Genomic DNA, 17,862 nt, shown 5'->3' with positions numbered 1-17,862 from the left:
CATGGAAGAAAAAGAGAAAGCGCTAAAAAAGATCGACAAAGCGAGCGAATTTTTTGAGCTGGATAGCTCGAAAAGGACGGTTTTTGAAATTTCGCAGGGCGAGGACAACGAGAAAAAACTCACTTTAAAAAGCGGCTCGTGGAGCGACGAGGAGCCGTGGTTCGGCATCGACGAAAATAACGAAGTGCACACGATGATCTCGATAAAATCGCTTGCAAATCTCATCGCTGCGACCAAAAACGCGATGCAGGAAAATTTTAATCTCAAGCTTGAGCGCTCGATCTTGCAGCATACGCCGGTGGATTTCGGCGACGCGTGGATCGTGTGTATGGACGAGATCAGAAGGCTAACGGGCGCAAATCCGAATGCAAAAAGATTAAGCTTAGACGTCGATGCCGTCGTCTCACGCGTAAAAAGCCTGCATCCGAACCTTTTCATCGATATCGAAGAGCTTATCAAAACTAAGGCGGGCGGCCGTGAATAGCATAGACTTCGACGCTTACGCGAAATTTTCGCGCCCTGGGCCCCGCTACACGAGCTATCCGACCGCTTTGGAATTTAGCGAAAACTTCAGCTACGACGGGTATCTGAACGAGCTAAAAAATCAGAAAAGCTCCACTCCGCTGTCGCTTTACTTCCATATGCCGTTTTGTCGCTCCGCCTGTTATTTTTGCGGCTGCAACGTAATCTACACGGGCAAGCGCGACAAGATGGATCGGTATTTGGACTATATCGAGCGCGAAATGCAAATTTTAAGCGGCGTCGTGGACGGCTCGCGGCAAGTCGTGCAGATGCACTTCGGCGGCGGTACGCCTACGTATTTTAGCGCCGAACAGCTCGCGCGCCACATAAAAAATATCAAAAAATATTTTAAAAATTTCAGCCCCGAAGCCGAGATCAGCTGCGAGATCGATCCGCGGTTTTTAAACGCGGAGCAGCTAGGCGTGCTCGTCTCAAACGGCTTTAACCGCATCAGCTACGGCGTGCAGGATTTCGACGAGCGCGTGCAAAAGGAGATCCACCGCATCCAGCCTTTCGAGCTCACGAGAGAGGTCGTAGCTATGGCTCGCGAGAGGGGAATAAAATCGATAAATATGGATCTGATCTACGGCCTTCCGTATCAGAGTCTAGCTAGCTTTAAGCGCACGCTGGAGCTTGCGCTTTCGCTTGATCCGGACCGCTTTGCGATCTTTAACTACGCGCATGTGCCGTGGATCAAAAAATCTATGCGTAAATTTGACGAGACGACACTGCCCGAGCCGAAGGTGAAGCTTGAAATTTTAAAATTTACCCACGATTTTTTGAGCGCGAACGGATATGAGATGATCGGCATGGATCACTACTCAAAGCCCGCCGATGAGCTTCATACTGCACTTAAAAACGGCTCGCTACACCGCAATTTCCAGGGCTACACGACCAAGGGCGGCGCCGATCTGATCGGCATCGGGCTAACTAGCATCGGCGAGGGCGCGCGCCACTACGCGCAAAATTTCAAAGATATGGATGCATATGAAGCCGCGATCGATACGGGCAGGCTGCCGTATTGCAGGGGCATTTTGCTAAATGAAGAGGATCTGCTGCGCAAAGAGGTGATTATGGGGCTGATGAGCAATTTCTGCGTCGATATAGAGGCGATCGAGGAGAAATTTAAGATAAAATTTTTTGAGCATTTTGGCGCGAGCCTAAAACAGCTTGAGGCGCTAAAGGATTTCGTGCAAGTCTCGCCGCATAGAATTTCGGTAACGCCTACCGGTACGCTTTTGATCCGAAATATCGCGATGTGCTTTGATGAGTATATGGATAAAAATTTGGGCGAGAAGCGCTTTTCTAAAACCGTCTAAGCGGCGCGGCTATGAGTAGGGCAAAGCTTGGAGCGTTCGATTTTGCGGCACTTAGCGAGCGCTGCGTAAAATGTGGTAAATGTATCCAAGTCTGCACGGTTCATGGCATTAACGGCGATGAAGTAACGAGCCCGCGCGGATTCGTGGATCTTTTGGGCGCTTACGGCAGAAATGAGCTAAAGCTTGATAAAAATACTAAGAAAATTTTTGAAAGCTGCTTTTTATGCACCAACTGCGTAGATATTTGCGGCGAGTCTTTGCCCATAGATACGGCAATCGAGAATGTTCGCGCGCGCATTGCGGAAAAATTTGGCATCGCGTGGTACAAAAAAGCTGCGTTTTGGCTGCTCGGGCACCGCAAAGCGCTGGATCTAGCAGCAGCGCTTGGATACGTGTTTCTTAGCTGTGGCTTTAAGATGCGAAAAGATACGCAAAGCTCTATGTCGCCTAGATTTGACTTGCCACTACTTAAAAAAGAGCGCTTGTTGCCTGCTCCTGCGAAAAAGAGCTTTATGAACTCGCACGCAGAGCTTATCGACAACGGCGGCGAAAAAACTATTGGAATTTTTATCGGCTGCATGGCAAACTACGCTTACACGGGCGTAGGCGAGGCGGTTTTACATATCGCGCGAGCACTAAAGCTAAACGTAAATTTGATGAAGGAACAAGCCTGTTGCGGCGCTCCTGCGTATTTTACGGGAGATTTTGCGGCGGTTGAACGCGTGGCAAAATTTAATATAGCATATTTCGAAAAAGTCATGCCTGCTCTTGATGCGATTATCGTGCCCGAGGCTACGTGCTCTGCAATGCTGCGGGTGGATTACGCGCATTTTTTTGAAAACGAGCCGCAATGGAAAGCCCGTGCGCAAAAGCTTGCGAGTAAAATTTTTATGGCGAGCGAATACTTTTATAAATTTACAAACTTAAGTGATCTTTTGCTGCGCCGCGGCAAAAGGGCTTTAGCGATTACCTATCACGATCCGTGCCATGCCCGCAAAATGCAGGGTATTTGGAAAGAACCGCGCGGCTTGCTCGCTCAAAACTACGAAATAACCGAGATGGATGAGCCTAATAAATGCTGCGGATTTGGCGGTGTGACGATGCAGACCGAGCGCTACGAGCTCGCGCGCGCAGTGGGATTAGCTAAGGCGCGTGCAATGGCAGATCTACCCGTGCGCGTAGTCTCTGCCGAGTGCAGTGCGTGCAGGATGCAGCTAAATAATTCGCTTTCTTTAAGTGGCTCGCAGATGAGGTGCATAAATCCGCTAGAGCTCATCGCTGAAGCGCTTATGGGCGAGGAAAATTTCAATGGATAAAATTTGCGTTTTAGAAGCTCCTGCATTTCGTTAGCTTTTTACTCAATTCAAATCCTGGGGTAAAATTCTATGCTTTTGAAATTTTGGTTTTTAAAAATTATGATTAAATTTTATCGTTAGCTTGCAGAGGTTATGGTCTACACTTTTAAGCTTTCGGATATATTAAGCCTGGGGTAGCGCTCGGTGCGAGCTCATAGGTTTTGCTCTGCGGCGGGGTTGATTAATATGATTTTAAATACTAAAATTTTGTAGTTTAGAATTTTAGCTGAGGGATTTGCGCAAAATTTTAAGAAGTTGAATTGTAAGATGGATTTTAGCAGGAATTCTAATTTTAGGCGGTATTGTTTGAAATTCTATGGAATTTGCGGCTAATGGCTGGAATTTTGATTTATTAATTCGCGTGGATTTGCTTAGCGTTGCAGGATTAAAGCGCGAATTTTAAATTTCGTAAAATTTAAGAAGTAGTTACGTATGAGCTTCTTGCACTTCGCGGTTTCGACGTTGCGGCAAAATTTCTTTCAAAAATGCCAAAGTCCACTATAAAATATACTCACAATTTTTAGCACAAGATATTTGGCAAAAAGGCTAAGCTAGCGAGATCGGGGCTTTAAATTTAATTTTATTCTTGCTCTTTTACGTCATCTTCAGAGTCCAGCTTTGCTTCTTCGATCAAGAGCCTGTTGGCTTCGGTAGCCTTTTTTATCTCGCTTAAGTTTTCTTCTATCTTATTTAAGCGCTTTTCAAGGGTATTTAGACGCTTTTCCGACCGGGAGATAAAATAATAAATCAAATAAATCATAAAAACTATGATAATCCAAGGTATGATTTTCATATAAAATTCCTTAAAATTTAAAATTGCGCGCATTATAGCAGAAATTTTATGAAATTTTAAAATAGGCTGTTTTAGCCTTGACAATTGGGGATTTTTCGGTTATAATTGCCACTTCAATTTCAAAATGCTGGTGTAGCTCAGCTGGTAGAGCTACTGCCTTGTAAGCAGTGGGTCGGCGGTTCGATCCCGTCCACCAGCTCCATTTTTTGTAACAGTGTTTGACCAGATTTCATCAAAGGGTGAGATACTCAAGTGGCCAACGAGGGCAGACTGTAAATCTGCTGGCTTTGCCTTCCGTGGTTCGAATCCACGTCTCACCACCATGAATTTTTGATGCGGGATTAGCTCAGTTGGCTAGAGCATCAGCCTTCCAAGCTGAGGGTCGCGGGTTCGAGCCCCGTTTCCCGCTCCACAATTTAGGTTTACTGGGAGCTGTAAAACTTAACTGCTTTTATATGCTTACATAATCTAAATTTTGGTCGCATTGTTGGGTATTGGTAGCGATTTCTCTTTGCCTGAGTTTAGGCTCATATGGCTCAGAGGTAGAGCACTTCCTTGGTAAGGAAGAGGTCGCGGGTTCAAGTCCCGCTATGAGCTCCATAAAATAGAGTCGCTTAGTTTGTTGTGTAATCCACAAATCAATAACGGAGGATATGATGGCTAAAGAAAAATTTAATCGTAACAAGCCACACGTAAACATTGGTACCATCGGTCACGTTGACCATGGTAAGACTACTTTGACAGCTGCTATTTCTGCTGTTCTTTCTAGGAAGGGTCTAGCTGAGCTAAAGGACTACGACAATATCGACAACGCTCCAGAGGAAAAAGAGCGCGGTATTACTATTGCTACGTCTCACATCGAATATGAGACCGAGAAACGTCACTATGCTCACGTTGACTGCCCAGGCCACGCCGACTACGTAAAAAATATGATTACCGGTGCGGCTCAGATGGACGGCGCTATTTTAGTTGTTTCTGCCGCAGATGGTCCTATGCCTCAAACTCGCGAGCACATCTTGCTTTCTCGCCAAGTAGGCGTTCCTTATATCGTAGTTTTTCTAAACAAAACCGATATGGTCGATGATCCGGATCTTTTAGAGCTAGTCGAAGAGGAAGTTAGAGATCTTTTAAAAGAGTATAAATTCCCTGGCGACGAGACCCCAATCATTAAGGGCTCTGCTCTTAAGGCTCTTGAGGAAGCTAAGGCTGGACAAGACGGCGAATGGTCTGCAAAGATTATGGAGCTTATGGACGCAGTTGATAGCTATATCCCAACCCCTGTTCGCGATACTGATAAAGATTTCCTTCTTCCGATCGAAGATATTTTCTCAATCTCCGGTCGCGGTACCGTTGTAACCGGTAGAATCGAAAAAGGTATCGTTAAAGTTGGTGATACTATCGAGATCGTAGGTATTAAACCTACTCAAACCACTACCGTCACTGGCGTTGAGATGTTTAGAAAAGAGATGGATCAAGGTGAAGCCGGCGATAACGTAGGTGTTTTATTGCGCGGTACTAAGAAAGAGGAAGTAGAGCGCGGTATGGTTTTATGCAAACCAAAATCGATCACTCCTCATACTAAATTTGAGGGCGAGGTTTATATCCTAACTAAAGAAGAAGGCGGACGCCATACTCCATTCTTTAATAATTATAGACCGCAGTTTTACGTTCGTACTACAGATGTTACCGGTTCGATTACCCTTCCTGAAGGAACCGAGATGGTAATGCCTGGCGATAATGTTAAGATTACCGTTGAGCTAATCGCTCCGATTGCTCTTGAGCAAGGTACTCGCTTCGCGATTCGCGAAGGCGGTCATACCGTAGGCTCAGGCGTCGTTTCGAAAATCATCGCTTAATTTTTTTGCAAGCGGAATTTTAAAATTCCGCTTGCTTTTTTATTCAAGGAAACCAAATGGCAAAGAATTCAAGTAGAGTAAAGGTCGGATTAAAATGCTCCGAAAGTGGCGATATCAACTATACTACTTATAAAAATAGCAAAACTACGACCGAAAAACTAGAACTTAAAAAATATTGCCCTAGATTAAAAAAGCACACGCTTCATAAAGAAGTCAAGTTAAAAGGCTAATTGTTATAGGGCAATAGCTCCAACGGTAGAGCGCCGGATTCCAAATCCGATGGTTGGGGGTTCGAATCCCTCTTGCCCTGCCACGAGGATTGGGTATGGAAAAAGTAAAAGAGTATTATAAACAAGCAAAAGTAGAGTTAGATAAGGTAATTTTCCCGACTAAAGATCAGACTAAAACAGCATATATCTCTGTAGTCGTCGTAGTCGTAGTTATCGCACTGTTTTTAGCGCTAGTGGATCTTATTATGTCCGCTTTGATAACGGCCTAAGTAAGGATCGCAATATGGCAAATAAATGGTATGCGATACAAACTTACGCCGGCAGCGAGATGGCGGTAAAGCGCGCGATAGAAGCGCTAAAGCAAGATGAAGCGCTTGAGGCTAAGATCGGCGAAGTGCTAGTGCCTACCGAAGATGTTATAGAGGTCAAAAATACAAAGCAAACCATTAAGGAGCGCAGCTTATATCCAGGGTATTGTTTTGCAAATTTAGATCTGGATACCACTTTGTGGCATAGAATTCAGATGCTGCCTAAGGTCAGTCGCTTTATCGGCGAGGCGAAAAAGCCATCTCCGCTACCGGAAAAAGATATCGAAATAATTCTAGAAAAGATCAATAATCGCGAGGCTCCTAAGCCCAAGATTAATTTCGATGAGGGCGAGACGGTTAGAATCGTCGATGGACCTTTTGCTAATTTCAACGGCATCGTAGAAGAGTATGATATGATCCATGGCAAGCTTCGCCTCAATGTTTCGATCTTCGGACGAAGCACGCCGATTGAAATTTCATACTCGCAAGTTGAAAAGATTATTTAAATTTTATAAGGAGTAAATTTATGGCTAAGAAAGTTGTTGGCGAAATCAAGCTGCAAATAGCAGCCGCAAAAGCAAATCCAAGCCCGCCGGTAGGTCCTGCACTAGGTCAAAAGGGCGTTAATATTATGGAATTTTGCAAAGCATTTAACGAACGAACCAAAGATATGGCGGGCTTTAATATCCCGGTTATCATCACGGTTTATGCCGATAAAAGCTTTACTTTCATCACTAAGCAACCGCCTGCGACGGATTTGATTAAAAAAGCGGCGAAGATAGATAAAGGTTCGGATAACCCTCTTAAAAAGAAGGTAGCGTCCTTAACTAAGGCTCAGGTTTTAGAGATCGTCGAGAAAAAGATCGCCGATCTGAATACCAAAGATAGAGAGCAGGCGGCTAGGATTATAGCGGGTTCGGCTCGTTCTATGGGTATTACGGTCACTGACTAGACCTTTTGACCGCTAAGGTTTAAAAAAGCGGTAGCACTTTAATTGCGGAGAAATATATGCCAAAAAATTCAAAAAGATTCAACGAACTTTTAAAAAAAGTTGACGTAAATAAAATTTATAGTGTAGACGAAGCGGTAAGCACAGTAAAAACTCTAGCTTCTGCTAAATTTGACGAGACGGTAGAGATCGCTCTTAAACTAAACGTAGATCCAAGACATGCCGATCAGATGGTGCGCGGCTCGGTCGTTTTGCCTGCTGGTACTGGCAAGAGCGTTCGAGTAGCCGTGATTGCAAAAGACGCAAAGGCTAGCGAGGCTAGCGAAGCAGGTGCCGATATCGTGGGCGCCGATGATCTGATCGAAGAGATTCAAAAAGGAAATATAAATTTCGACGTTCTTATCGCCACTCCAAATTTAATGGGACTAGTCGGTAAGGTAGGTCGTATTCTTGGTCCAAAAGGCGTTATGCCGAACCCTAAAACCGGTACCGTTACTATGGATGTCGCTCAGGCCGTTAAAAATGCTAAGGGTGGACAGGTAAATTTCCGCGTCGATAAGCAGGGAAATATCCACGCAGGCCTTGGCAAGGCGAGTTTTAGTAAAGAGCAGCTTTTAGACAATCTTACGACATTTATCAAAACCATAAATAAGCATAAGCCGGCAACTGCGAAGGGCAGATATGTAACTCATGCATCGCTTTCACTTACTATGAGCCCTGCGGTTACGCTGGATAATCAAGAAATAATCGATTTAAAATAAAATTTTAAATTTTTATCTTAGATTGGAGATAGCTCAAGGTTTTTGACTTAATTGATCGAAATTTCAAAATTTCGATCGCTTGGCTTGAAATCACCGATCGGAAAGGAGACCTAATGACGAGAGACGAAAAATCAAAGATAGTAGCGGAGCTTGGCGAGGCTTTCAAAGCTAGCGAAGCTATAGTAATTTCCGATTTTAAAGGCCTTAGCGTTAAGCAGCTTGAAGATCTTAGAAATAGCGCGCGTGAAGCGGGCGTAAAGGTTCGAGTTATCAAAAATACCCTAGCTAATATCGCTTTAAAAAATGCCGAAAAAAACGGACTTAGCTTTAAAGATACCAATATCTTCTTATGGGGCGAGCAGCTTTCTGTATGTAAAGTAGCGGCTAAATTTGAAGAGAAAAATGAAATTTTTAAGCTCAAGACTGCTCATATCGATGGGGAAGTAGCCGGCATAGATAAGGTTAGAGCGCTTTCGAAGATGCCTTCGAGAGACGAGCTTATCGCGATGTTACTTCAAGTATGGAATGCGCCGATTCAAAATTTTACGATCGGCCTCAATGCGCTTAAGCAGAAAAAAGAAGCTAGCGCTTAATTAAAATTTAGGAGAATAAAATGGCAATTTCAACAGATGAAGAGGTTTTGGAGTATATCTCTAATCGTTCGGTGCTAGAGCTTAGCGAACTAGTTAAAAAATTTGAGGAAAAATTCGGCGTAAGCGCAGCTCCGGTTATGGTAGCTGGCGGCGCAGGTGCAGGTGGTGCAGGTGCGGCAGCGGCTGAAGAAAAAACAGAATTCGATGTCGTATTGCTTGATGCAGGCGATAAGAAAATCAACGTAATTAAGGTCGTTCGCGCCTTAACGGGCCTTGGTCTAAAAGAAGCCAAAGATGCTACCGAGGCTACTCCGTCCGTTCTTAAAGAGGGACTTAACAAAGAAGACGCCGAGAAGGCTAAAAAAGAGCTTGAAGAAGCAGGCGCTAAAGTCGAACTCAAATAAATCGCGAAATTTTAAAATTTCGCATACAAATGTGTGCCGGTGCGCTGCATCGGCACTTCTTTCTTTAAAATACAACTACGAGGTAGTGGAATGTTAAATAGCCTATATTCAGGAAATCGTCTCAGGGTGGATTTTTCAAAGGTTCCCAAAGACATCGAAATTCCGAATTTATTACAACTACAAAAGAAAAGTTTTGATCATTTTTTAAATCTTGATAACTCGGGTGGAGAAAGCGGCATAGAGAAAGTTTTCAAAGCCATTTTTCCTATCCACGACGCACAGAATAGACTAAGTATCGAGTATGTAAGCAGCGAAATTTCAAAGCCAAAGTATTCGATCAGAGAATGCATGGAAAGAGGGCTTACTTATTCGGTAAATTTAAAGATGAAGCTTCGTCTGCTCGTGCATGAGCGCGATGAAAAGACGGGCAAAAAAATCGGCGTAAAAGAGATCAAAGAGCAAGATATATTCATTCGCGACATTCCTCTAATGACCGACAGAATCTCATTTATCATAAACGGCGTAGAGCGTGTCGTCGTAAATCAGCTGCACAGAAGCCCGGGCGTAATCTTCAAAGAGGAAGAGAGCCCTACGGTTCTAAATAAACTTATCTACACCGCTCAAATAATACCTGATCGCGGCAGCTGGCTGTATTTCGAATACGACGTAAAAGACGTACTATATGTGCGCATAAATAAAAGGCGCAAGGTTCCGATCACGATCCTATTTCGCGCACTCGGTTACAAAAAACAAGACATAATAAAATTATTTTATCCTATTAAGACGATCTATATTAAAAAAGGAAAATTCCTAACCGATTTCGATCCGAAAGAATACGCGGGCAGGCTCGATTATGACATTATAAACGAAAAGGGCGAAGTACTTCATCAAGCAAGTAAGCGCCTAACATCCAAAAAAGCGGAGAAGCTAGCTGAGGATGGATTAAAACTAATCGAGTATCCGGCTGAAATTTTAGCCGAGCGCTACCTAGCGGGCGCCATCGTCGATAAAAACAGCGGCGAAGTACTTTTTGATTCGCTAACCGCGCTTGATGAGGGCAAGCTAGCCAAGATCGCCAACACCGAGAAAAAATTTACGATTGCCAATGACCTAGCTAGCGGCGTGGATACTTCGATCATAAATTCCTTCATCCAAGATGCCGACGCGCTTAAACTCTTACAGCAAAGCGAAGGCATAGACGACGAGAACGATCTGGCTGCGATTAGAATTTACAAAGTAATGCGCCCCGGCGAGCCGGTGGTAAAAGAAGCGGCAAAGAGCTTCGTAAACGATCTGTTTTTTAACCCGGAGCGCTACGATCTAACTAAAGTCGGTCGTATGAAGATGAACCACAAGCTGGGTATCGAGGCACCGGAGTACGTAACCGTGCTAACCAGCGAGGATATTATCAAAACCGCGAAATACCTAATCAGGGTCAAAAACGGCGACGGCTTCATCGATGATCGCGACAATCTCGGCAATCGCCGCATCCGCTCGATCGGCGAGCTTTTGGCGAACGAGATGCACCTTGGATTTATCAAGGTTCAAAAGGCGATCAAAGATAAATTTACCGGCATTAGCGGAAATTTAGACGAGCTTATGCCGTATGATTTCGTAAACCCTAAAATCATCACCACTACGCTTATGGAATTTTTCACCGGCGGCCAGCTAAGCCAGTTTATGGATCAGACCAACCCGCTTAGCGAGGTTACACACAAGCGCCGTCTATCTGCGCTGGGCGAGGGCGGTTTAGTTAAAGAGCGCGCTGGCTTTGAGGTGCGCGATGTCCACCCTACGCACTACGGTAGAATTTGCCCTATCGAGACGCCGGAGGGTCAAAACATCGGTCTGATCAATACCCTAGCTACCTATGCTAAGGTAAATGATCTGGGCTTCGTCGAGGCTCCGTATAAAAGAGTCGTAAACGGCAAGGTCACCGACGAGATCGTCTATCTTACCGCTACGCAGGAAGAGGGGCTCGTAATCGCTCCTGCGTCCGCTAAATTGGACGAAGAGGGCAATATCGTAGAGGAGCTTTTGGAGGTCAGAAAAGACGGCGAAAATATCATGGCTAAACGCGAGGATATTTCGCTGATAGACCTTTGCTCCGGTATGGTCGCGGGCGTAGCGGCGTCGCTGATTCCGTTTTTGGAGCACGACGATGCTAACCGCGCCTTGATGGGCTCGAACATGCAGCGCCAAGCCGTGCCGCTTCTACACTCTACCGCTCCTATTGTAGGAACTGGCATGGAAGCGATCATCGCACGCGATTCGTGGGAAGCGATCAAGGCCGGTCGCGACGGCGTCGTAGAAAAGGTCGATAATAAAAATATATTTATTTTGGGCGAGGATGAGAAGGGGCCGTTTATCGATCACTACTCGATGGAGAAAAATTTACGCACTAACCAAAACACTACCTTTTCGCAGCGTCCTATCGTGCGTAAAGGCGACGTGATAAAAGCCGGTCAAATCATAGCCGACGGTCCTAGTATGGACGGCGGCGAGCTTGCGATCGGTAAAAACGCTCTTATAGCTTTCATGCCGTGGCACGGTTATAATTACGAGGACGCCGTCGTCATGAGCGAAAAGATGATCCGCGCCGACGAATACACCAGCGTGCATGTTTATGAAAAGGAGATCGAGGCTAGAGAGCTAAAAGACGGCGTGGAGGAGATCACGCGCGACATCCCTAATATCAAAGAGGAGGAGCTTACCCACCTCGATGATAGCGGTATCGTAAAGATCGGTACTCACGTCAAACCTGGCATGATCCTAGTAGGCAAGGTAACTCCGAAGGGCGAGGTTAAACCGACGCCTGAAGAGAGGCTTTTACGCGCGATCTTCGGCGAGAAGGCAGGGCATGTGGTAAATAAATCGCTCTACGCGACCGCCTCTATGGAAGGCGTAGTGATCGGCGTTAAAATTTTTACCAAAAAGGGCTACGAGAAGGATCCGCGCACGAACAAAGCCTATGAGGACGAAAAAACCGAGCTCGAAAGAGAGCATCACGACAGGCTTTTGATGCTCGATCGCGAGGAGATGCTAAAGGTAGTGGCGCTTCTTTCTAAAAGCGCTTTGCAAAGCGATCAAAGCCTAAATAAAAAAGATTATAAAAAGGGCGATAAGGTTAGAAAAGAGGAGCTTGAAAGCTCCAACCGCTTTACGTTAAATTCCTTCGTCAAGGCTTATTCTAAAGCTGTTCAGAAGGAATACGAGGAGCTAAAAAATCACTTCCAAAACGAAAAGCGCAAACTCAAAGAGGAGCATGACGAAAAGATCGAAATTTTAGAAAAAGACGATATCTTGCCAAGCGGCGTCGTTAAGCTCGTAAAGGTCTATATCGCGACTAAGCGCAAGCTAAAAGTGGGCGATAAGATGGCGGGTCGCCACGGAAACAAGGGTATCGTTTCAAATATCGTCCCTGAGGTCGATATGCCGTATCTGCCTAGTGGACAGCGCGTGGATATCGTGCTAAATCCTCTCGGCGTTCCAAGCCGTATGAATATCGGTCAGATAATGGAGAGTCACTTAGGTCTTGTGGGCTGGCGCTTAGGAGAGCAGATCGCTAAAATTTTAGAAGAGAAAACGGGCGAATGGATAAAAACTCTTCGCGCCAAAATGATTGAGATCGCAGGCGTTTCCAAACTAATGCAGGCTAAAAAAACGCTTGAAAAGATCAGCGACGAAGATCTTTTGAAATACGCTAGAGACTGGGCTAAGGGCGTTAGATTTTCCGCTCCGATATTCGAAGGCATTGTGCCGGAGGATTTCAAAAAGCTATTTGAAATGGCGGGCATCGATCAGGACGGCAAGACGGAGCTTTACGACGGCCGCACCGGCGAAAAGATCAAAGAGCGCGTAAACGTGGGCTGCATGTATTATCTCAAACTACACCACCTAGTCGACGAGAAGGTTCACGCAAGAAGCACCGGTCCTTACAGCCTAGTTACGCAGCAGCCGGTCGGCGGCAAGGCGCTATTCGGCGGTCAAAGATTTGGAGAGATGGAAGTTTGGGCTCTGGAGGCATACGGCGCGGCATACACGCTTCGCGAAATGCTAACGATCAAATCCGACGACGTAGATGGACGCTTGGCTGCGTATAAGGCGCTGACAAAAGGCGAAAACGTTCCGTCTACAGGAATTCCTGAGACATTTTTTGTTTTAACAAACGAGCTTAAATCGCTTGCTCTAGACGTTGAAATTTACGAGAATGGAGAGAATAAATGAGCGATAATTCAAATTTAGAAAGAATAGAAATAAAAGAGGACGCCAGAGTCCACGACTTCGACGCGTTTGCAATCAGGCTTGCTAGTCCCGAGCAGATCAAAGCCTGGAGCCACGGCGAGGTCAAAAAGCCCGAGACTATTAACTACCGCACGCTCAAACCGGAGCGCGACGGGCTTTTTTGCGCTAAAATTTTCGGCCCCGTAAGAGACTATGAGTGCATCTGCGGCAAATATAAGAAGATGCGCTACAAAGGCTGGAAATGCGAAAAATGTGGCGTCGAGATCACGAGCTCGAAGGTTCGCCGCACTAGAATGGGGCATATCGAGCTGGTAACGCCGGTGGCGCATATTTGGTACGTAAATTCCTTGCCTAGCCGCATCGGTACGCTTCTAAATATCAAGATGAAAGATCTTGAGCGCGTGCTTTATTATGAGGCTTACATCGTAGAAAGCGCGGGCGAGGCATTTTACGACAACGAAAATTCCAAAAAGGTCGAGAAATACGATGTTTTAAATGAGGAGCAGTATCAGAGCCTAAAAGAGCGCTTTTCGCAGACAGGCTTCGTCGCCAAAATGGGCGGTCAGGTGATCCGCGATATGCTAGCCGAGCTTGATTTGGTCGAAATTTTAAATTCTTTGAAGGAGGAGATGGCTAATACAAACTCCGAAGCGAAGAAAAAAACTATCGTCAAGCGTCTAAAGGTCGTCGAGAGCTTTTTAAATTCCGGCAATAAGCCGGAGTGGATGATGATTACGAATCTTCCCGTGCTGCCTGCCGATCTGCGCCCGCTTGTAAGCCTTGAGGGCGGCAAATTTGCGGTTTCGGACGTAAACGATCTGTATCGCCGCGTCATAAATCGAAATTCTAGGCTCAAAAGGCTGATGGAGCTCGATGCACCCGAGATCATCATCCGTAATGAGAAACGAATGCTTCAAGAGGCGGTGGATGCGCTTTTTGACAACGGACGTCGCGCTAACGCCGTAAAGGGCGCCAATAAGCGACCGCTTAAATCTCTAAGCGAGATCATTAAAGGTAAACAAGGTCGCTTCCGTCAAAATTTACTCGGAAAGCGTGTGGATTTTTCGGGTCGCTCCGTCATCGTCGTAGGTCCAAATTTACGCATGGATCAGTGCGGTCTGCCTAAGACGATGGCGCTTGAGTTATTCAAGCCGCATCTAATCGCTCGCCTTCAAGAGAAGGGCTATGCTACGACCGTCAAGCAGGCTAAAAAGATGATTGAAAATAGGATCAATGAAGTTTGGGAGTGCTTGGAGGAGGTCGTTAAAGATCACCCGGTTATGCTAAACCGCGCGCCGACGCTTCATAAGATGTCTATTCAGGCGTTTCATCCCGTGCTCGTCGAGGGCAAGGCGATCAGGCTGCATCCGTTAGTCTGCGCCGCGTTTAACGCGGACTTCGACGGCGATCAGATGGCGGTGCACGTGCCGCTTAGCCAAGAGGCGATTGCAGAGTGCAAAATTTTAATGCTTAGCTCGATGAACATCTTGCTTCCTGCGAGCGGAAAGCCCGTCGCGGTGCCTAGTCAGGATATGGTTTTAGGAATTTATTATCTAAGCCTCGAAAAGCCGGGTGCAAAAGGAACAAATAAAATTTTTGCAAACGTCGATGAAGTAATGCTCGCCGTGGAGGCAAATGCCCTAGATATCCACGCTAAAATCAAAACGATGATCGATCGCCGCATTATTTTTACGACCGCGGGCCGCTTGATCATCAAATCGATCCTGCCTAGCTTTATTCCAGATCATCTTTGGAATAAGATTATGAAGAAAAAGGATATCGCCGAGCTTGTCGATTACGTCTATAAAAACGGCGGCCTTGAGATAAGCGCGGAATTTTTGGATAATCTTAAAAATTTAGGCTTTGAATCCGCTACTAAAGCGGGTGTATCGATCTCCGTTTCGGACATCATCGTACCGAAGTCCAAAGCAGGTCTTGTAGAAGAGGCTAAAAAGCAGGTCAGAGAGGTTCAGAACCAATACGGCGCGGGCTTGCTAACCGACGGCGAGCGCTATAATAAAACGATCGACATCTGGACCAGCACCAGCAAGAAGCTAGCCGATGAGATGATGAAGATGATGGAGAAGGATAAGGACGGCTTTAACTCGATCTATATGATGGCCGATAGCGGCGCGCGAGGTAGCGCGGAGCAGATCAAGCAGCTAGCGGGCATGAGAGGTTTGATGAGTAAGCCGGATGGCTCGATCATCGAGACGCCGATTACTTCAAATTTTAGAGAGGGTCTAAACGTAAATGAGTACTTCATCTCGACCCACGGCGCGCGTAAGGGTCTTGCCGATACTGCGCTTAAGACTGCAAACGCAGGCTATCTGACGCGAAAGCTGATCGACGTCGCGCAAAACGTCAGAGTTACGATGCACGATTGCGGTACGCACGAGGGTATCGAGGTTACCGAGATTGTAGAGAACGGAACGCAAATAGAAAGCCTAGCCGATAGGATTATGGGTAGGGTGCTAAGCTCGGATGTGATTGATCCAGTATCGAATGAAATTTTATTTACTGAAGGCACGCTATTGGGCGTTAACGAGGTACGCACCATAGTCGATGCCGGCATCAAATCCGTAAGTATCCGCACGCCGATTACGTGCAAGGCCGCAAAAGGCGTCTGCGCGAAGTGCTATGGCGTAAATTTAGGCGAGGGCAAGCTGGTAAAACCGGGCGAAGCGGTCGGTATCATATCGGCGCAATCCATCGGCGAGCCGGGCACGCAGCTTACGCTACGAACCTTCCACGCCGGCGGTACCGCATCTACCGAGCAGCAAGATCGCCAAGTAATCGCCGATAAAGAGGGTTTCATTAGATACTACAACGTCAAGACCTATGAAAACGGCGGCAAAAATATCGTGATGAACCGCAGAAACGCCGCGGTGCTTTTGGTTGAGCCTAAGATCAAAGCCCCAATTACTGGTAAGGTAAGTATCGATATAACCCACGACGATGTGAATATCATGCTAAAGGGTAAGAAGGAAGAATTTAGATATACTATCCGGCGCCACGATCTAGCCAAGCCTACCGAGCTTGCGGGCGTAAGCGGTAAAGTTGAGGGAAAATTCTACATCGTATTTAAAGACGGCGAAACCGTTGGAGAAAATGATAGTTTAGTAGAGGTTATAAAAGAAGACTGGAATATCCCTACTCGAATTCCGTTTGCCAGCGAACTTCGCGTCAAAGACGGCGAGCCGGTAACCCAAAAGATCAAAGCGGGAGCAAATGGTACGCTTAAGTATTTCATCCTAAAGGGCGATTATTTAGAGAGGTTAAGAGATATCAAAAAAGGTCATGTCGTAAGCGAGAAGGGTATGTACGTAGTCATCTCCGATGAAAACGGCAGAGAGGCGATCCGCCACTATATACCGCGCGAATCGGTCATTACCTATGATGATAATAGCGTCGTAAAAAGCGAAGATCTTATCGCCAAGCCTAAAAAAGACGATCGCTTGATCATTGCGGAGTGGGATCCGTATTCCATCCCTGTGGCTGCAGAGTGCGAGGGTAAGATCAGCTTTGAGGATATCGAGCCTGGATACACCGCTACGGAGCAATATGACGAGACTACCGGCCAGAGCCGTTTAGTTATCAACGAGTATCTGCCTCAAGGCGTCAAACCGGCCATCGTCGTTACCCCTAGCAAGGGAGAGCCTATCAAATATAACCTAGGGCCGAAGACCGCCATATTTACGAACAAGGGCGATCAGGTAGCGATTGCGGATATTTTGGCTAGGACGCCTAAGGCTGCTGCGAAATCAAAAGATATCACCGGCGGTTTGCCGCGCGTATCGGAGCTATTTGAAGCGCGCCGTCCAAAAAATACCGCAATCATCGCAGACATCGACGGAACCGTCCGCTTCGATAAGGCTTTGCGCGCGAAAGAGCGTATTATAATCGAGGGCGAGGACGGAACGAGCGCCGAGTATCTAATCGATAAAAGCCGCCAGATCCAAGTGCGAAACGGCGAGTTCGTCCACGCAGGCGAGAAGCTTACCGATGGAGTTATCAGCTCGCACGACGTGCTTAGAATTTTAGGCGAAAAGGCGCTGCATTACTATCTGATAAGCGAAATTCAACAGGTTTATCGCTCTCAAGGCGTCGTTATCAGCGATAAGCATATCGAGATCATTGTATCACAGATGCTCCGCCAGGTCCGAATCGTCGATAGCGGCGATACTCAGCTAATCGTCGGAGATCTCATTAGTCGTCGCAGATTTAGAGAAGAAAACGAGCGCATTATGAAAATTGGTGGCGAGCCTGCGATCGCTGAGTCTGTGCTACTGGGCGTAACTCGTGCAGCTGTCGGAAGTGATAGCGTCATTTCGGCAGCGTCTTTCCAAGAGACTACGAAGGTTCTAACCGAGGCTAGTATCGCGGGTAAATTTGACCGATTAGAGGACTTAAAAGAAAACGTAATTTTAGGTCGCATAATTCCGGTCGGAACCGGTCTGTATAAAGACAAGGAAGTTAAACTTAAAAAATAATTTAGGGCAAAAAGCCCTAAATTTACCTAAATTT

At 46.1% G+C, this 17,862-nt stretch carries 14 protein-coding genes and 5 tRNA genes; 18 read left to right on the top strand and 1 reads right to left on the bottom strand.

From position 1 onward, the window contains the following. Position 1 precedes the first annotated feature (1 nt). The 3 genes from QZ367_RS08100 to QZ367_RS08090 are packed head-to-tail and all read left to right on the top strand — an operon-like array spanning position 2 to position 3,157. Entirely contained in the window at positions 2–484 is a 483-nt protein-coding gene (locus QZ367_RS08100) for a DUF2603 domain-containing protein (protein ID WP_291939422.1), read from the top strand. Next, positions 477–1,841, top strand: a complete 1,365-nt coding sequence (hemN, locus tag QZ367_RS08095) for an oxygen-independent coproporphyrinogen III oxidase (RefSeq protein ID WP_291939418.1) — start codon at positions 477–479, stop codon at positions 1,839–1,841. Before QZ367_RS08100 ends, hemN begins: the two co-directional genes overlap by 8 nt. An 11-nt stretch (positions 1,842–1,852) precedes the next feature. Beyond that, on the top strand, positions 1,853–3,157 hold the full coding sequence (locus QZ367_RS08090; protein WP_291939416.1) for a (Fe-S)-binding protein: 1,305 nt from the start codon (positions 1,853–1,855) through the stop codon (positions 3,155–3,157). 619 nt (positions 3,158–3,776) lie between these two features. Here QZ367_RS08090 and QZ367_RS08085 read toward each other — a convergent pair. After that, positions 3,777–3,989 carry a hypothetical protein gene (locus QZ367_RS08085; RefSeq protein WP_291939414.1) on the bottom strand — a complete coding sequence of 71 codons (213 nt, stop codon included), beginning with the start codon at positions 3,987–3,989 and terminating at the stop codon, positions 3,777–3,779. A 126-nt stretch (positions 3,990–4,115) separates the two neighbouring features. On the opposite strand from QZ367_RS08085, the gene QZ367_RS08080 reads away from it, so the two are divergent. The 15 genes from QZ367_RS08080 to rpoC all read left to right on the top strand — a co-directional run bounded on the left by QZ367_RS08080 (position 4,116) and on the right by rpoC (position 17,828). Further along, a tRNA-Thr gene (locus QZ367_RS08080) sits at positions 4,116–4,191 on the top strand. 36 nt (positions 4,192–4,227) lie between these two features. Further along, positions 4,228–4,312: transfer RNA gene (locus QZ367_RS08075), tRNA-Tyr, on the top strand. A 12-nt stretch (positions 4,313–4,324) separates the two neighbouring features. Further along, positions 4,325–4,401, top strand: a tRNA-Gly gene (locus tag QZ367_RS08070). 113 nt (positions 4,402–4,514) lie between these two features. Further along, positions 4,515–4,589 (top strand) — tRNA-Thr (locus tag QZ367_RS08065). 56 nt (positions 4,590–4,645) lie between these two features. Then, positions 4,646–5,845, top strand: a complete 1,200-nt coding sequence (gene tuf / locus QZ367_RS08060; protein ID WP_040304280.1) for an elongation factor Tu — start codon at positions 4,646–4,648, stop codon at positions 5,843–5,845. 56 nt (positions 5,846–5,901) lie between these two features. Continuing rightward, positions 5,902–6,075 carry a 50S ribosomal protein L33 gene (gene rpmG, locus QZ367_RS08055; protein WP_005872634.1) on the top strand — a complete coding sequence of 58 codons (174 nt, stop codon included), beginning with the start codon at positions 5,902–5,904 and terminating at the stop codon, positions 6,073–6,075. A 7-nt stretch (positions 6,076–6,082) separates the two neighbouring features. Beyond that, positions 6,083–6,158, top strand: a tRNA-Trp gene (locus QZ367_RS08050). A 12-nt stretch (positions 6,159–6,170) separates the two neighbouring features. Continuing rightward, positions 6,171–6,344: a preprotein translocase subunit SecE gene (secE, locus tag QZ367_RS08045; RefSeq protein ID WP_005872632.1), complete on the top strand. Its 174-nt coding sequence runs from the start codon at positions 6,171–6,173 to the stop codon at positions 6,342–6,344. 14 nt (positions 6,345–6,358) lie between these two features. Beyond that, on the top strand, positions 6,359–6,889 hold the full coding sequence (gene nusG / locus QZ367_RS08040) for a transcription termination/antitermination protein NusG (RefSeq protein WP_291939405.1): 531 nt from the start codon (positions 6,359–6,361) through the stop codon (positions 6,887–6,889). Positions 6,890–6,909: 20 nt separating this feature from the next. After that, positions 6,910–7,335, top strand: coding sequence for a 50S ribosomal protein L11 (rplK, locus tag QZ367_RS08035; protein WP_005872629.1), 426 nt, complete (start codon positions 6,910–6,912; stop codon positions 7,333–7,335). 56 nt (positions 7,336–7,391) lie between these two features. Then, complete coding sequence (gene rplA / locus QZ367_RS08030; RefSeq protein ID WP_291939398.1) at positions 7,392–8,093, top strand: 50S ribosomal protein L1; 702 nt, start codon at positions 7,392–7,394, stop codon at positions 8,091–8,093. Positions 8,094–8,206: 113 nt separating this feature from the next. Next, on the top strand, positions 8,207–8,686 hold the full coding sequence (rplJ, locus tag QZ367_RS08025; protein WP_291939396.1) for a 50S ribosomal protein L10: 480 nt from the start codon (positions 8,207–8,209) through the stop codon (positions 8,684–8,686). Positions 8,687–8,706: 20 nt separating this feature from the next. Next, positions 8,707–9,090, top strand: a complete 384-nt coding sequence (gene rplL, locus QZ367_RS08020; RefSeq protein WP_291939393.1) for a 50S ribosomal protein L7/L12 — start codon at positions 8,707–8,709, stop codon at positions 9,088–9,090. A 90-nt stretch (positions 9,091–9,180) separates the two neighbouring features. Then, positions 9,181–13,317 (top strand): DNA-directed RNA polymerase subunit beta, encoded by a 4,137-nt coding sequence (rpoB, locus tag QZ367_RS08015; protein ID WP_291939390.1) that lies wholly within the window; start codon positions 9,181–9,183, stop codon positions 13,315–13,317. Further along, entirely contained in the window at positions 13,314–17,828 is a 4,515-nt protein-coding gene (gene rpoC, locus QZ367_RS08010) for a DNA-directed RNA polymerase subunit beta' (protein WP_291939387.1), read from the top strand. The genes rpoB and rpoC overlap by 4 nt, the downstream gene beginning before the upstream one ends. The last annotated feature ends 34 nt before the right edge of the window (positions 17,829–17,862 follow it).

The sequence above is a fragment of the Campylobacter sp. genome, assembly GCF_019423325.1.
GTDB lineage: Bacteria > Campylobacterota > Campylobacteria > Campylobacterales > Campylobacteraceae > Campylobacter_B.
This window is presented reverse-complemented; position numbering and strand designations above follow the sequence as displayed.

Bases quoted from the DNA above. Each gene is read 5' to 3' on its own strand.
- QZ367_RS08100 (WP_291939422.1), top strand. From the start codon at position 2: ATGGAAGAAAAAGAGAAAGCGCTAAAAAAGATCGACAAAGCGAGCGAA.
- QZ367_RS08090 (WP_291939416.1), top strand. From the start codon at position 1,853: ATGAGTAGGGCAAAGCTTGGAGCGTTCGATTTTGCGGCACTTAGCGAG.
- QZ367_RS08085 (WP_291939414.1), bottom strand. From the start codon at position 3,989: ATGAAAATCATACCTTGGATTATCATAGTTTTTATGATTTATTTGATT.
- tuf (WP_040304280.1), top strand. From the start codon at position 4,646: ATGGCTAAAGAAAAATTTAATCGTAACAAGCCACACGTAAACATTGGT.
- rpmG (WP_005872634.1), top strand. From the start codon at position 5,902: ATGGCAAAGAATTCAAGTAGAGTAAAGGTCGGATTAAAATGCTCCGAA.
- secE (WP_005872632.1), top strand. From the start codon at position 6,171: ATGGAAAAAGTAAAAGAGTATTATAAACAAGCAAAAGTAGAGTTAGAT.
- nusG (WP_291939405.1), top strand. From the start codon at position 6,359: ATGGCAAATAAATGGTATGCGATACAAACTTACGCCGGCAGCGAGATG.
- rplK (WP_005872629.1), top strand. From the start codon at position 6,910: ATGGCTAAGAAAGTTGTTGGCGAAATCAAGCTGCAAATAGCAGCCGCA.
- rplA (WP_291939398.1), top strand. From the start codon at position 7,392: ATGCCAAAAAATTCAAAAAGATTCAACGAACTTTTAAAAAAAGTTGAC.
- rplJ (WP_291939396.1), top strand. From the start codon at position 8,207: ATGACGAGAGACGAAAAATCAAAGATAGTAGCGGAGCTTGGCGAGGCT.
- rplL (WP_291939393.1), top strand. From the start codon at position 8,707: ATGGCAATTTCAACAGATGAAGAGGTTTTGGAGTATATCTCTAATCGT.
- rpoB (WP_291939390.1), top strand. From the start codon at position 9,181: ATGTTAAATAGCCTATATTCAGGAAATCGTCTCAGGGTGGATTTTTCA.
- rpoC (WP_291939387.1), top strand. From the start codon at position 13,314: ATGAGCGATAATTCAAATTTAGAAAGAATAGAAATAAAAGAGGACGCC.